Below are 14558 nucleotides of genomic sequence, written 5' to 3'. Positions count from 1 at the left end.
CTACTAATTCAAATTACCTATTAACCAACCCCTCTAACAAAAGCTTATGGAGCTTAAGAGAGTAGTTGTAACAGGCCTTGGCGCACTTACGCCGCTTGGAAATACCGTTTCGGAATACTGGACCGGTTTAGCCAACGGCGTAAGTGGCGCGGCGCCTATTACCCGTTTTGATGCTTCTAAATTCAAAACCCAGTTTGCCTGCGAAGTAAAAGGTTACGACCCCGGAAATTATTTCGACCGGAAAGAGGCCCGTAAAATGGACCTTTTCTCGCAATTTGCTTTAGTAGTAGCCGATGAGGCCGTAAAAGATGCCCGTCTGGAAGAGATCAGTGAAGCCGAAGCCGACCGCATTGGGGTGATCTGGGGTTCCGGGATCGGGGGCTTGCGTACCTTTCAGGAAGAATGTGTGGCCTTTGCCAACGGCGATGGTACTCCGCGTTTCAATCCTTTCTTTATTCCTAAAATGATCGCCGATATTTCGGCTGGCCATATTTCCATTAAATACGGTTTCCGCGGCCCGAACTTTGTAACGGTTTCGGCCTGTGCCTCGGCAACCAACGCTATCATCGATTCTTTCAACTACATCCGCTTAGGAATGGCCGACGTGATTATGACCGGTGGTTCTGAAGCAGCCGTTACCGAAGCCGGTATTGGGGGTTTTAACGCGCTGAAAGCCCTTTCAGAACGCAACGATTCCCCGGAAACCGCTTCCCGCCCGTTCGATAAAGACCGCGACGGTTTTGTATTGGGCGAAGGTGCAGCCGCGATAGTTTTGGAAGAATACGAACACGCCAAAGCCCGCGGGGCAAAAATATACGCCGAAATTATTGGCGGCGGCATGAGTGCCGATGCGTACCACATTACCGCCCCACACCCGGAAGGTTTAGGCGCATTGAAAGTAATGCAGAACGTGCTTCGTGATGCCAACATCCGTCCGGAAGAAGTAGATTACATTAACGTGCACGGCACTTCCACGCCACTCGGCGATATCAGCGAAGCCAAAGCAATCGAAACCGTTTTCGGCGAGCATGCTTACAGCCTGAACATCAGCTCTACCAAATCTATGACCGGCCACCTGCTGGGCGCTGCCGGTGCCATCGAGGCGGTTGCTTCTATCATGGCTATGCAGCACAATATGATACCGCCAACCATCAACCATTTTACCGACGATGACAGCTTTAACCCGCGTCTGAACTTTACCTTCAATAAGGCGCAAGCCCGGAAGGTAGACGTAGTGATGAGCAATACGTTTGGTTTTGGCGGCCACAATACGTCGGTTATTTTCCGCAGAATTAACGATTAACCTTTGCCATTTAAACCAGTTACCGGTTTTCTAAGCAGGCTTTTCTCGCAGGATAGAGCATTGTCCGCAGCTGTTAAGCAGATAACCGGTCTGGAGCCTCAGAATGTGCGGCTTTACCGTACGGCGCTCACGCATACCTCGGTTTTAAAGCAAACTTCGGCCGGCCGTCATGAAACGAACGAACGGCTGGAGTTTCTGGGCGATGCCATTCTGGGCGCCGTGGTGGCCGAATTCCTCTATAAAAAATTCCCCTACAAACAGGAAGGTTTCCTGACCGAGATCCGTTCGCGCATTGTAAACCGCGAAATGCTGAATTCGGTCGCGATCCGGATCGGGTTGAACACGCTCGTAAAAACCGATCAGGGGGCCAATAATTTCCGCTACAAATCTATAAACGGCAACGCGCTGGAAGCACTGGTGGGGGCTATTTACCTCGATAAAGGCTACAAAACTACCCGCCGTTTCATTCTGGATGTATTGGTGAAACCGCACATAGACGTGCATACGCTAGTAACCACTACGGCCAATTTCAAGAGCAAACTGATCGAGTGGGCCCAAAGCCAGAATAAAGCCATTCGCTTCGAAATTGTGAATGTGAAACCGCAGGGCAACGTTACCGAATTCACTTCCGAAGTTTTTCTGAACGACGAACCGGTTGCGTTAGGCCACGGCCATTCCAAGAAACGCGCCGAACAAGCCGCCGCCGAAAAAGCCCTCCAAAGCCTCGATATTTAGTTTTTCGCTTCAAGAGTATAGCGTTTTCTGAATCGCGGATTTTCCGGATTATTGGAATGCGCGGATTTTTTCTTTTTCCCGACTTTTCTGTTGCATGTGCTCCGCGGATTAATTTAAAAATCTTGTCGAATAAAAATTTTTCCGGTCGTTTATTTTGATGATGTTTTTAAGCTTCGCTTCTTTCCTGTTTAATTTGCCAACTTTTAAATCATTGTCTTTATAAATTTTATCACCTTCAATCCGAAAAGCTTCCATTACTACAAAATTTTCCGGGTGAAAAGGAGGGAAGGTCACAAAACTATTTAAAAATCCTTTTGCTTTATTTTCTTCAATTTCTTCATAATCAAAAGGAAGTAAGAACAATAGCAATTCATCCCCAACTTTTATTTTTGGATCGGCACTTACACTTATATAATTATCGCCAAATTTTCCAGACATCAGATAAATCTTTATTTGTCTGAACGGTTCTCCGCTATATGCTTCTTCTACCTGAACTGTATAAATGGAATGATATTGCGCAATTCTGCTGGTGTCATATTCTAACTTTAAAACTGTTCCTTTTACAACGGTTTCAGCAATTAAAGTATTGCCTTCAACATAATGCTGTTCCGTATTTAAAAAGTCCTTCTTTACATTAACCCCAAGCTTCGCGAGTTCAGATATCTTATTCAGATTAACTTTATATTTATAATAAAAGTCCTCATCATAAGGTAAGCCAAGTCGTTTTACTTTCGCAAGATATTCTTGCTTGTGCGTAGCTTTGTTTATAGAATCGCTTTTAATTTTGCTATCAGCAAAAGAAGAAAATGGAATTAATAAATATATTAAAGCTAAATAAAGCAGTCCGGTTCTTTTTATCATGGTACTTAAAAGCCGAAAATAGATGAATATGATTCAATATAGCTAAGTATTCTGTTTCTGCCGGATCTATCTTAAATCAAAAAATAATACCCATAGTTATTCACCTTGCGTACGCGTATTTTTGAACCGCAAGAAAACCTCAATTGCTTATGCTTTTAGCTGCTGCTGCCCTGAACCAAACCCCGCTCGACTGGGAAAACAACCTCGCCAACATTAAAAACGCTATCGAAAAGGCCCGCAAAAGTAAGGCCGATTTGTTGCTGCTGCCCGAACTTTCCATTACCGGTTACGGCTGCGAAGATCTTTTTCTGACCGAATGGCTGCCGGAAGAAGCGTTTGAAAAACTGCTGGAAATTAAGGACTGGTGCGAAAATATTACCGTAGCCGTTGGCTTGCCGGTCCGCTTCCGCGACCACGTAATTTATAATACCGCCTGCGTCATTCAGAATAAAGAAATTATCGGGTTTACGGCCAAGCAGTTCTTAGCCAACGATGGCGTGCATTACGAACCGCGCTGGTTTACGAGCTGGCCGGCCGGCAAGGAAACGACCTTCGAGAAATTCGGGAAAACTTATAAGATCGGTGATCTGGTTTATGAGCTGAACGGCGTAACGTTTGCGTTCGAGATCTGCGAAGATGCCTGGCGCGGCGACGACCGGCCGGCGGGAAGGCACCAGCAACGCGGCGTGCAGTTAATTCTGAACCCGAGTGCGAGCCACTTTGCCATGAGCAAGACCGATGTGCGATATCATCTGGTAGTAGATGCTTCCAAAAAATATAACTGTGCGTATGTGTACGCCAATTTGCTGGGTAATGAATCGGGCCGCATTGTTTTCGACGGGGAAATTCTGATCGCGCAGAACGGGAATCTGATCATGCGGAACCAACTGCTGAGTTTCAAAAATGTAGACCTGGAATGCGGGGAAGTGAATTTTGAAGATCCGCTGCCGGTAGTGGAGCAAGTTGCGCCTTTGGAACCGGTAGATGAAAACAAGGAATTTGTTTCGGCTATTACCCTGGCACTTTTCGACTATTTAAGGAAAAGCCGGAGCCGGGGTTTTGTGCTTTCGCTCAGCGGCGGCGCCGATTCTTCGGCCTGCGCGGTGGTAATTGCCGAAATGGTAAAACGTGCTTTGAATGAACTTGGCCTCGAGGCATTTGCCCGGAAACTGAACGTATTCTCCGCCGAAGACCTGCAAAAACTGGAGTTCCTGAACGACTTCGAAAAACAACAGTTCCTGACCGGAAAACTACTGACCACTGCTTACCAGGGCACCGTTAATTCTTCTGATGATACGTTTCAGAGTGCCGAAGAACTGGCAAAATCTATCGGCGCCGTTTTCTATAACTGGGGCATCGACGAAGAGGTGAAAGGCTACACTGGTAAAATTGAAAAAGCCATTGGCCGCGAACTGACCTGGCAAACTGACGATGTAACGCTGCAAAACATTCAGGCCCGCGTACGCGCCCCGGCAATCTGGATGCTGGCCAATATTAACAATGCGCTGCTTCTGGCCACTTCTAACCGGAGCGAAGCCGCCGTTGGTTACGCTACCATGGATGGCGATACTTCCGGGAGTATTTCGCCGCTGGCAGGGGTAGATAAAGCATTTCTGCGGCAGTGGCTTGTCTGGGCGCAGCAAAACCTGGGTTACGAAGGGCTGCAATACGTAAATAATCTGCAGCCAAGCGCCGAGCTTCGGCCGGCCGAACAAGCGCAGACCGACGAAAAAGACCTGATGCCGTACCCGATCCTGAACCAGATCGAGCGCCTGGCTTTTTACGAAAGGCTTTCCCCGATGCAGGTTTTTGAACGCCTGAAAACCGAAGTGGAACCGGAAGCGCTGAAAATGTACCTCAAACGATTTTATGCTTTATGGAGCCGCAACCAGTGGAAACGTGAGCGTTACGCCCCGGCTTTCCACCTCGATGATTATAATCTGGACCCCAGAAGCTGGTTGCGTTTCCCGATCCTGAGCGGCGGTTTTCAGGAGGAATTGAAAAAGCTGGGTTGAGTTTTTAAGGTGAAAAGCATAGCGTTTTATCAGATACTGGTTAACTTTTAAGGTTGCTAAAGGCATTCCTGATTCCTGTTTTTATGTACCTGCTGCGAAATACTTCCGTGACAAAAGCTAGAAAATCCTTTAACCCAGCTTCGTTCCTTTTCCTGGTTCTTATTATTTTTTTAGTAAGCTGCGAAAGTAAAAAAGACCCGGTAAAAAAAGAGCCTGTAAAGCAACCTGAGTTGGTTTCAGAAAAAGCGCCTGCGCCCAGGCCTGATTCCCCGGAACTGGATGTCTTGGCCGAATTTCCGCCGGAAATGTATGGCTGTTCCTGTTATTTTGCCCGAAACCAGCAGGAGTTTAAAAAGGAGCAATACATTTACATTAATGATTACGCCGAAACTTCCATTATTTCTGTCAATGGGAAATTAAATAAACTGGTGCTTAAATATCAAAGCGATAGCCTGGCGAAAGAAAAGTTCTACGTGTATGCCAATACGGATTACGAGCTTAAAGTTACCAAGGAAAAAAGCAGGGATGTTGCCGAAGAGGTTTCGAAAATAGAAGGCCAGCTGATCCTGAAAGAAATTAAAACCGGCACAACGAAACGTTATTTTTATACCGGCGAATGTGGTTGTTAAGGGTCTATTCGCTGAATACTTGCGCCAGAAAAAGCCAGGAAATAATTTGAGTAATCCAAAATGTCGTAAAATCCGCGATTCAAAACGCTATGGTTTCCCCCTCAAAAACTCCCTGCGAACCAAAGCAAAATTCTTCAGACTTTCCCTCCCAAATAATTAATTGTAATTTAGCCCCGCATTAAAAATGAACATGGGAATTTTAGCATATATAACCTGGGACGTGAGCCCGGAACTTTTTACACTCGGTCCGCTTACCGTGCGCTGGTACGGTTTACTTTTTGCGCTGGGTTTTGTGATCGGGCAACGCATTCTTTCTAGAATTTACCAGGCCGAAGGGCGCACGGAAAAAGATGTGGATATTATTACTATCTACATGATCGTGGGTACGGTGCTTGGCGCGCGTTTAGGGCATTGTTTGTTTTACGAACCCGAATATTACCTTGCCAATCCCATCGAGATCCTGAAGATTTGGGAAGGCGGTTTGGCAAGTCACGGCGCTACGGTGGGTATTCTGCTATCGCTTTATTTGTTTGCCCGGAAATTTAAACTCAGCTACCTCTGGGTTTTAGACCGCATTGTAATTGTGGTGGCATTGGGCGGGGCTTTAATTAGATTGGGCAACCTGATGAACTCCGAAATTATTGGCAAAGTAAGCTACGTGCCCTGGGCGTTTAAATTTGTGCGCAACAACGAAATCATAAACGGCGTGGCCGCCAACCTGCATCCGCGCCACCCGGCGCAGCTTTACGAAGCCATTTCTACCTTTCTGCTGTTTTTATTTACCTATTGGCTCTGGAGCAAGCGCAAAGCCTTTACGCCAAACGGCACTATTTTCGCGCTTTTCGTGGTAATACTCTTCACGCTCCGCTTCCTTTACGAGTTCCTGAAAGAAAACCAGGTAGATACCGAAGATTATCTGCTGCAAACCATCGGCATGAATATCGGGCAGTTGCTGAGCATTCCGCTGGTAATTATCGGGATCGTTATCTGGATCTGGGCCACTAAAAATCCGCGTTATGGTTACAACGCTAAAACGGAAGCCGAACTGAAAAATACGGTTATATAGCTCTTCAGAATTTTAGACAGGGAAGCGAACCTGGAAAAGAAAGAAAAACCCGGCTGGTTAAAGGCCGGGTTTTTGCGTTCAGAACGGTAGGGTTTTCAGTCTGAAAAGTATGGTCAGTTTCCGTAGTGCTCTGCCGTTGCCTGGGCTTCGCCTTCTTCCGGAATGGTAACTTTAAACAAATAATTATAATCCGAATCGGTTAGTTGCGCAACAGGCCGCGGGGCTTTAAAGGCTTCAACCAGTTCCAGCACCGAATTAGAATGCCCGATCACCAGTACCGAGCCGTGACGGTTTTCTTGCAGAATTTTGCCGGTTATAGTTCCGTAAGCATGAGCCTCGTAAAACTGAATTTTCAGGCCCAGGACTTCAGCCAGCGGTTGGGCTGTTTGCCTGGTGCGTTTGTAATTGGTGCTGTAAATGGCCGAAATTCCTTTGTCGCGCAACAGGTTTTTCAGGGCTTCGGCGCGGGCCTGGCCGGCGGCAGACAGGTCCGGATCGTCTGGGTGGTTGCTGCTTTTTTCGGCGTGACGCACCAGGTAAACGATCGTGGCTTTTTCATTCCGGGCTTCCTGTGAAACGGGCTTAGCGTCCGATTTCTTGCCCGCGCAGCTTACCAGCCAGGTCAGGTTTAGCAGCAACAGCAAAAATTTAAGAAGATGTTTCATGCTTTAAAATACAAAAACCGGCTGAACTTGTTTAAAGCAACAACCGGTTTTTGATAGAAAAAGGATAGCGTTTTTCCCGCAATGCAGGAGGCTTAGAAATTATACCGGAAGATCTGGCCGCTTTCGTTGGTGAAGATAAGTGAATTATCGTCTTTAAATACCAGGCCTTCGGTCTGACCTACATTGCCTAAACTAATGGTTTTCGGGCTGCCCTTAAAATAATCGTTGCCCGAAACCGGGAAAACATGCAGGGCTCCAACGCTCATCAGCACCAGGCGGTTACCATCCGGACTTAAACCGGCACCCGTTATCTGCTCATTGATAGATTTGGTAGCTACTAACTGGGCCGTGTGCGTTCCCGGAGTACCAGGGAGTTTATAAAGGCGGGCTTCGTTGGTGTTGCTGCGGTCTTTGGTTACCAGGTACAGGCTGCCGTTATCCCAGAAAATGGCTTCGCTGTCGAAACTGGTGGCAGGTTTTTTGTCTTTCTTGCCTTTTTTGCTTTTGCCGGCCTCCGGTTTATCGCCGTAGCTGAAATGAATAACTTCGGCCCGGCCCGGGTTAGCAGCGTTTACTTTGTAGATCTTCAGGTCGGTGCGTTTGCCGTTGTTGTTGCCGGTGTCAGCAATGTACACATGGCCCTGATTGTCGTTGGTCAGGTCTTCCCAGTCTTCGTTGGTTGCGCCGGAAATGGTGTAGGTTTTCAGGAGTTTGCCGCTTTCGTTTACTTTATAAAGTACGGCTGGCGCGCCGCCGGCTCCGTGGTCGCTGTTGGTATAATAGGTGCCGGCGTCATCGGCTTTAGCCAGACCGGAACTTTCGCGTACTTCCGAAGGAAACTGGCCCAGGGGTGTAACCTTCTGGGCTACTTCCCAGCTGCCGCGGCTGTAAATTGAGTATCCATAAATAAACGGTAGCGAAACAACCATTAAAACTACCAGTGCTTTCAAAAATTTCATAAAAAAATGCGTTTGTGTTATCAATCGGAATTCTTCTATACGTTCTTTCTGGCACCATAGGTTTGGGCATTTGCCCAAAGGGAGTTTTAAGGTACCGGATCGTAGCCGCTGCTGCCCCAGGGGTGGCATTTCGAAATCCGTTTCAGCGCCAGTTTTCCGCCTTTTAGGGGCCCGTATCTGGTAACCGCCTCCGCTGCATAAGCCGAACACGTGGGCGTAAAGCGGCAGCTCGGCGGCGTAAGCGGCGAAATCATGCGCTGGTAGACCCAGATTAAAGCAAGCAGCAGTTTTTTAAATAAATAGCCCATAACCGAACACTAAAAAGCCCACAATCGAACACCAAAAGTCCTGTAAAAATGAGAAATTTGGCCTACATTTGTGTGTAATACTAAAAAAGGATTTTGAAAGCGCTTTAGTTCTTTTTCGTTTGAAATAACTGCGGGTATTTTCAAATTTCCAAATTTCAAAATTTTCACATTTATAACTCTATGACCAAAAAATTCTTTTCCCTTTTGCTGGTTGCGGTTTTAGGCCTCACCAACCTGGCAAAAGCCGACGAAGGTATGTGGTTGCCGCTGCTGGTTAAGCGTCTTAACCACGTGGACATGCAGAAAAAAGGCCTGCAGCTTACCGCCGAAGAAATTTACGACATCAACAATGCCAGCTTAAAAGATGCCATTGTGCAGTTTGGCGGTTTCTGTACCGGCGAATTCATTTCCAAAGAAGGTTTGCTGTTAACCAACCACCACTGCGGTTACGATGCCATCGCATCGCGCTCTACCCCGCAGGCCGATTATTTAAAGAACGGTTTCTGGGCCATGAGCCGCGACAAAGAACTTGGTAACCCGGGCCTTTTCGTAGACATTCTGGTGCGCATGGAAGACGTAACGCCAAAAGTGCTGGAAGGCATTACCGCGCAAACGCCGGAAGCGGACCGCATGAAACTGGTTTCTGAGCGCATGAAAGCTTTGGCTACCGAAGCAAAAGGTTCTGAAAACTACGTTACTTACGTACGCGATTTCTTTGCCGGCAACGAGTTTTATTTATTCGTTTACGAGCGTTATTCCGATGTGCGTCTGGTAGGTGCACCGCCATCCTCCATTGGTAAATTTGGTGGCGACACCGATAACTGGATGTGGCCACGCCAGACCGGCGACTTTTCGCTGTTCCGCGTTTATGCCGATGCTAACAACAAACCGGCTGCTTACTCGCCAAACAACAAACCGTATCAGCCTAAAAAACACCTTCCGGTTAACCTGGGTGGCGTAGAAGAAGGCGATTTCTCGATGGTATTTGGTTTCCCGGGCCGCACGCAGCGTTTCATGACTTCCGAAGGCCTGAAATTAGCCGTAGAAACTTCTAACCCGGCCCGTGTAAAACTGCGTGGCAAGCGTCTGGAAATTCTGAAAGAAGATATGGATAAGAGCGATGCCGTTCGTTTGAAATATGCTTCTGAATATGCTTCGGTAAGCAACTACCACAAATATTTCCAGGGCCAGAATGCAGGTGTGAAACGCATGAAAACCGTGGAAGGAAAAATTGAGAACGAAGCCAAATACAACCAGTGGGCTTCTGCCGATGCCGGCCGTAACGCTTCTTACGGAACCGTTTTAGCCGATATCAATAAAGGTTATGCGGATCAGAAAGAATACACTTTGAGCCAGGTTTATTTAAGCGAAGCTGCTCTTGCGCCGGCGGCTGCTAAATTTGCCCTGAACTTTGTACCGTTACAGAAAGCCCTGAAAGAAAACAAAGCCGATGATATCAAGAAAGCTACCGATGCGATAAAAGCGGCCAGCAAAGAATATTTTGAAGGCTTTAACGTACCAACCGACGAGAAACTTTTCGCGGCCATGTACCAGATGTACTACAACGATGTTCCGAAAAGCCAGCACCCGGATATTTTCAAGACGGTAGAAACTAAATACAAAGGCGACTGGAAGAAATTTGCTGCCGAAGCTTACAAGAAAACCTTCCTGACTTCGGAAGAAAAACTGAATGCTTTCTTAGCAAAACCAACCCTGAAAGTTTTAGAGAACGACCTGATCTTCAAAACCATCAATTCGGTTTATACGAACTACACCGGCAACATCAACCCGAAGTTAATGACCGCCAGAACCAGCATGGATAAAGCAACTCGTTTGTACGTGGCTGGTCTGCGTGAAATGCAAACCGATAAAACTTTCTACCCGGATGCTAACTCTACCCTGCGTTTAAGCTATGGTACCGTGCGCGATTACGAACCACGCGACGGTGTGCATTACAGCCACTACACTACGGCCCAGGGTATTCTGGAAAAAGAAGATCCGAAAGACGAAGAATTCATTGTGCCGCAGAAACTGATCGACCTGATCAAAGCCAAAGATTACGGCCGCTATGCGAACAAAGAAGGTGAACTGCCGGTTAACTTCATTTCCGATAACGATATTACAGGCGGTAACTCCGGTTCTCCGGTAATTAACGGTCGTGGTGAACTGATCGGTCTGGCCTTTGATGGTAACTGGGAAGCCATGAGCGGTGACCTGGTTTATGACCTGGATTACAAGCGCTGCATTAACGTAGATGCGCGTTACGTACTTTTCATCATCGATAAATTTGCCGGTGCCGGTCACCTGGTAAACGAAATGACGTTGGTTAACCAGCCAAGCCCGAACGCTGCAACTTCTGCCGCTGCCTCCGCGGCTGCTGTAACAAGCGAAGTTAAAACCGAAGTGAAAGTGAAAGACGATAAGATCAAAACCAAAACCAAAAAAGAGAAAAAGAAGAAGAAATAATTCTTGCTCTACTATAAAGCTGAAAAGCCCCGGAAAACTTTCCGGGGCTTTTTTTTATGAGCAGTTTTTGGGCTTGAAAGCATAGCGTTTACGGATCACGGATTTTACGGATTAATGGATTTCGCTGATTTTTTATTTGGGATGGAAAAAAACTGATGGAATCCTGGCGCAAGTGTTCAGCGAAGCGTCACTTGTTCCTACCAATTTCAGAAAGTCTTCAGACTTTTGTGTATATATACAAGCTTAAATTATCCTTTAAATTACTTCAAAACTGGATCCCAAAAGAAAATCCGTTGATCAATCTTTGTATAAGTCTTTTACTTCAATCGCATATCCCCGACGGAAAATCAGGCAAAAATGCTGAAGTCCGTAAAATCGGCGATTCTGGAACAAAGTCTAAAACCCAAGTAATAACATTTTGCGTAAAAACGGTTTGTTTCTTTCGCCGGCAGCTTTGAATTTTTATTGATTGCTCCGCGAAATCTCTAAATCCATTAAATCCGTGATCTAAAACGCTACGCTTTCCGATGAAAAAACTGCTGGTTTCCACGCTTTTATTACTGAGTTGTAAAGCAGTTTTTGCCGGCAACGATCATGTTCCGGTTGGGGCCCGCGCGGCGGCGCTGAGCAATGCTTCCGTGGGTATTTCCGATGTGTGGAGTTTGCATAATAACGTAGCCGGCATTGCTCAATTAGAGAAAACCGAACTGGGCGCATTTGCTGAAAACCGTTTTGGGCTGAAAGCTTTTTCTACGGTTGCTTTGCTTGGCGCCATGAAAATCGGGCAATCGGGGGGAATTGGAGCGGAGCTTTACCGGTTCGGCGATAAAATTTACAACGAACAACGTTTGGGAATTGGTTACGCGCATAAAATAGGGCAGGTGCGCTTGGGTTTGAAAGCCGATCTGTTGCAGGTGCACGTAGAAGAATTCGGCAGTAAACGGTTAATAGCTTTTTCGTTTGGCGGACAATCGGAGGTAATGCCGGGGTTGGTAGTGGGCGCGCATATTTACAATTTCAACCAGGCGAAAATGGCTGAATTTGCCGACGAACGCGTGCCTACGGTTATGAAAGCGGGCATATCCTACCGGCCGGGCAAAAAAGTAATGCTGAACGCCGAAACCGAAAAAGACCTGGAGCTGGATGCCGATTTCAAAGCCGGACTGGAATACCAGGTGATCGAAAAACTAGCCTTGCGCACGGGTTTTTCAACTTTAAAGCAGACCGCATCGTTTGGGGTTGGTTTTGCCGCGCAGCGGTTCCAGATAGATTATGCGTTGAGTTCGCAGAGCCGGTTGGGTTTCAGTAATCATGTTTCGGTGGGTTATAAATTTGAATAGCTTATGCCGAAACGGATACTGTTTGCGCTGTTTTTCCTGTCGTTTTTCGTTCCTGGTTTCGCGCTGGCGCAGGAATTACCGCGGCGCGAAGTGAACCTGGATCTTTTGGTACAGGAGCTTTTTTCGCAGCAACAGGATAAAGACCTGCCTTACGAAGATATTTACGAAAACCTGCTGCAGTATTACCAGAACCCCATAAACCTGAACCGCGCCAACCGCGAAGAACTAAGCTCACTTTTCATCTTGTCGGAAGTGCAGATCACGGCTTTGTTTGAGCACATTAACCGCACCGGCGGGCTTTTAAGCATTTATGAACTGCAAACCATCGAAGGCTTCGACCTGATAACCATTAACAAGCTGCTGCCCTTTGTAACGGTGCTGGAAACGGGTTTGCAAACCGACCGGCGGCCGCTTTGGGAACGCATGCTTTCCGAAGAGAATAATTATTTGCTCATTCGCTACGAACGCACCTTACAGAAAAAGAAGGGTTATCTGCCGCCAACTATAAAAAGCAACGGCCAGGAAACATCGCATTATAAAGGATCGCCCGATAAACTTTTGCTCCGTTACCGCGTGGCGCATACCCGCGATTTCAGCTTAGGATTTACCCTGGAAAAAGACGCCGGCGAACAATTTATTTTCGATTCTAAAACGCACCGCTACGGGTTCGATTTTTATTCAGCGCATTTTCAGTTGTACGATAAAGGCCGGTTGAAAACCCTGGCGATCGGGGATTATCAGTTGTCGTTCGGGCAGGGGTTGATAGCGGCTTCGGCATTTGGCGTGGGCAAGGGCGGCGAAACCATTACCACCACCCGCCGCTCCGATCTGGGCATCAGGCCCTACACATCTACGCTGGAAAGCGCTTTCTTTCGGGGAGCTGCCGCCACGTATACATTAACCAATACCCTGAATTTAACCGGTTTCTATTCGCGTAAAAAAGTGGACGTCAGTTTTCAATTACTGCAGGATTCTTTAGATCAACTGAACGAACAAATTTCGCTGGGCGACCTGGAATCGAGTAGTCTGCAGGAAACCGGTTTTCACCGCACTTCTACCGAAATTGCGCGCAAGCATAATGTTACTGAACAGATCTCCGGCGCCAACCTGGCTTATTTCAGCAAAAGCCGTCGGGCATCGGGTGGTTTTACGGTTTTCAATTCCAGTTACAGCGTGCCCCTTTTGCGTTCCGATGCGGCTTATAACCGTTTCGAATTCCGGGGCAGTAATAATTTACTTTTAAGCGGCTATTACAGCTATAACTGGCGCAACGTAAATTTCTTTGGCGAAGCGGCGCGTTCGCAGAGCGGCGGTTTGGGCTTGGTGCAGGGCCTTATGGCAAGTTTAACCTCACAGGTGGAAGTGGCCATGCTCTACCGGAATTATGCCCGCAATTTTCATACGCTTTACGGCGATGGTTTTTCAGAAAATACGCGCCCGATAAACGAAAAAGGCTTTTACACGGGCTTGAAAATTCGTCCGGCCAGCCGTTGGGAAATTACGGCTTACTACGACCGGTTCCGGTTTCCTTGGCTGCGCTTTGGCGTAAATGCCCCTTCCGGCGGCGAAGAATATTTACTGCGCCTGCTGTATAAACCCAGCAAACTGGCTACTTTTTACGGCCAGTTCCGCACCGAAAATAAAGAACTGGAAGAACCAGGCAGCCTGCAGAATATTCCGGGATTAGAGCTGGCTACGCGGCGTAATTATTTGCTTTCCGCCGATTTTGCGCCTACCGGTAGGTTGAGTTTGCGTTCGCGCCTGCAGTTCAGTAGTTACAATGTAGGGAACGGCGAGCGCACCACCGGATATTTCCTGGCGCAGGATGTAAACCTGGAATTCCGGCGTTTCCGGATCAGCTCGCGCTACGCCGTTTTCGATACCGACGATTCGGAAAACCGGCAATACGTAACCGAGAAAGATGTTTTATACGCGTTTTCTATTCCTTCTTTCGGGGGGGCAGGCACCAGAATGTATACCGTTTTGCAATACAGTTTTTCAGGAAAAATGGATGTTTGGCTGAAGCTGGCCTATACGCATTACCGGTATCAGAAAACCATCAGTTCCGGCCTGGAAGAAATTCAGGGCCCGCGCCGGACGGATGTTCGGGCACAGGTGCGTTACCGGTTTTAAGGTTGTTCGTTGTTCGTTGTTCGTTGTTCGTTGTTCGTTGTTCGTTGTTCGTTGTTCGTTGTTCGTTGTTCGTTGTTC

General features: G+C 47.3%; 12 protein-coding genes. 8 read left to right on the top strand and 4 right to left on the bottom strand.

Annotation, left to right across the window (positions count from 1 at the left end):
- The first annotated feature begins 46 nt into the window (after nucleotides 1-46).
- Both fabF and rnc read left to right on the top strand, forming a co-directional pair.
- Nucleotides 47-1303, top strand: a complete 1257-nt coding sequence (fabF, locus tag I5M27_RS18055; RefSeq protein WP_200507796.1) for a beta-ketoacyl-ACP synthase II — start codon at nucleotides 47-49, stop codon at nucleotides 1301-1303.
- Nucleotides 1304-1306: 3 nt separating this feature from the next.
- Nucleotides 1307-2038 carry a ribonuclease III gene (gene rnc, locus I5M27_RS18050; RefSeq protein ID WP_200507795.1) on the top strand — a complete coding sequence of 244 codons (732 nt, stop codon included), beginning with the start codon at nucleotides 1307-1309 and terminating at the stop codon, nucleotides 2036-2038.
- A 108-nt stretch (nucleotides 2039-2146) separates the two neighbouring features.
- Here the strand turns inward: rnc and I5M27_RS18045 are convergent, their stop codons facing one another.
- A complete protein-coding gene (locus tag I5M27_RS18045; RefSeq protein ID WP_200507794.1) occupies nucleotides 2147-2899 on the bottom strand; it encodes a hypothetical protein in 753 nt (250 codons plus the stop codon).
- A 149-nt stretch (nucleotides 2900-3048) separates the two neighbouring features.
- Between I5M27_RS18045 and nadE the strand changes: the two genes are divergently transcribed.
- The 3 genes from nadE (at nucleotide 3049) to lgt (ending at nucleotide 6609) form a co-directional block, all read left to right on the top strand.
- A complete protein-coding gene (gene nadE, locus I5M27_RS18040; RefSeq protein WP_200507793.1) occupies nucleotides 3049-4914 on the top strand; it encodes an NAD(+) synthase in 1866 nt (621 codons plus the stop codon).
- A 107-nt stretch (nucleotides 4915-5021) separates the two neighbouring features.
- Nucleotides 5022-5543 (top strand): OadG family protein, encoded by a 522-nt coding sequence (locus I5M27_RS18035; RefSeq protein WP_200507792.1) that lies wholly within the window; start codon nucleotides 5022-5024, stop codon nucleotides 5541-5543.
- A 190-nt stretch (nucleotides 5544-5733) separates the two neighbouring features.
- Nucleotides 5734-6609: a prolipoprotein diacylglyceryl transferase gene (gene lgt, locus I5M27_RS18030; RefSeq protein WP_200507791.1), complete on the top strand. Its 876-nt coding sequence runs from the start codon at nucleotides 5734-5736 to the stop codon at nucleotides 6607-6609.
- Nucleotides 6610-6722: 113 nt separating this feature from the next.
- Here lgt and I5M27_RS18025 read toward each other — a convergent pair whose 3' ends face one another.
- From I5M27_RS18025 to yidD, 3 genes are all read right to left on the bottom strand, one after another.
- Nucleotides 6723-7274, bottom strand: a complete 552-nt coding sequence (locus tag I5M27_RS18025) for a SixA phosphatase family protein (protein WP_200507790.1) — start codon at nucleotides 7272-7274, stop codon at nucleotides 6723-6725.
- Nucleotides 7275-7366: 92 nt separating this feature from the next.
- Nucleotides 7367-8233: a hypothetical protein gene (locus I5M27_RS18020; RefSeq protein WP_200507789.1), complete on the bottom strand. Its 867-nt coding sequence runs from the start codon at nucleotides 8231-8233 to the stop codon at nucleotides 7367-7369.
- Between the two features lie 86 nt (nucleotides 8234-8319).
- Nucleotides 8320-8541, bottom strand: a complete 222-nt coding sequence (gene yidD / locus I5M27_RS18015; protein WP_200507788.1) for a membrane protein insertion efficiency factor YidD — start codon at nucleotides 8539-8541, stop codon at nucleotides 8320-8322.
- A 180-nt stretch (nucleotides 8542-8721) separates the two neighbouring features.
- Here yidD and I5M27_RS18010 point away from each other — a divergent pair, with 180 nt between their 5' ends.
- The 3 genes from I5M27_RS18010 (at nucleotide 8722) to I5M27_RS18000 (ending at nucleotide 14480) form a co-directional block, all read left to right on the top strand.
- Nucleotides 8722-11007, top strand: a complete 2286-nt coding sequence (locus tag I5M27_RS18010; RefSeq protein WP_200507787.1) for a S46 family peptidase — start codon at nucleotides 8722-8724, stop codon at nucleotides 11005-11007.
- Nucleotides 11008-11534: 527 nt separating this feature from the next.
- Nucleotides 11535-12347 (top strand): PorV/PorQ family protein, encoded by an 813-nt coding sequence (locus tag I5M27_RS18005; protein ID WP_200507786.1) that lies wholly within the window; start codon nucleotides 11535-11537, stop codon nucleotides 12345-12347.
- Nucleotides 12348-12350: 3 nt separating this feature from the next.
- A complete protein-coding gene (locus tag I5M27_RS18000) occupies nucleotides 12351-14480 on the top strand; it encodes a ComEA family DNA-binding protein (protein ID WP_234462597.1) in 2130 nt (709 codons plus the stop codon).
- Nucleotides 14481-14558: the final 78 nt, after the last annotated feature.

This window comes from Adhaeribacter terrigena (assembly GCF_016623615.1).
GTDB classification, from domain to species: domain Bacteria; phylum Bacteroidota; class Bacteroidia; order Cytophagales; family Hymenobacteraceae; genus Adhaeribacter_A; species Adhaeribacter_A terrigena.
The sequence above is the reverse complement of the archived record's forward strand: the minus strand, read 5'-3'. Positions and strand labels throughout refer to the sequence as shown.

Excerpts from the sequence above, each read along its gene's own strand:
- fabF (WP_200507796.1), top strand. The coding sequence starts at position 47 with ATGGAGCTTAAGAGAGTAGTTGTAACAGGCCTTGGCGCACTTACGCCG.
- I5M27_RS18045 (WP_200507794.1), bottom strand. The coding sequence starts at position 2,899 with ATGATAAAAAGAACCGGACTGCTTTATTTAGCTTTAATATATTTATTA.
- nadE (WP_200507793.1), top strand. The coding sequence starts at position 3,049 with ATGCTTTTAGCTGCTGCTGCCCTGAACCAAACCCCGCTCGACTGGGAA.
- lgt (WP_200507791.1), top strand. The coding sequence starts at position 5,734 with ATGGGAATTTTAGCATATATAACCTGGGACGTGAGCCCGGAACTTTTT.
- I5M27_RS18025 (WP_200507790.1), bottom strand. The coding sequence starts at position 7,274 with ATGAAACATCTTCTTAAATTTTTGCTGTTGCTGCTAAACCTGACCTGG.
- I5M27_RS18020 (WP_200507789.1), bottom strand. The coding sequence starts at position 8,233 with ATGAAATTTTTGAAAGCACTGGTAGTTTTAATGGTTGTTTCGCTACCG.
- yidD (WP_200507788.1), bottom strand. The coding sequence starts at position 8,541 with ATGGGCTATTTATTTAAAAAACTGCTGCTTGCTTTAATCTGGGTCTAC.
- I5M27_RS18010 (WP_200507787.1), top strand. The coding sequence starts at position 8,722 with ATGACCAAAAAATTCTTTTCCCTTTTGCTGGTTGCGGTTTTAGGCCTC.
- I5M27_RS18005 (WP_200507786.1), top strand. The coding sequence starts at position 11,535 with ATGAAAAAACTGCTGGTTTCCACGCTTTTATTACTGAGTTGTAAAGCA.
- I5M27_RS18000 (WP_234462597.1), top strand. The coding sequence starts at position 12,351 with ATGCCGAAACGGATACTGTTTGCGCTGTTTTTCCTGTCGTTTTTCGTT.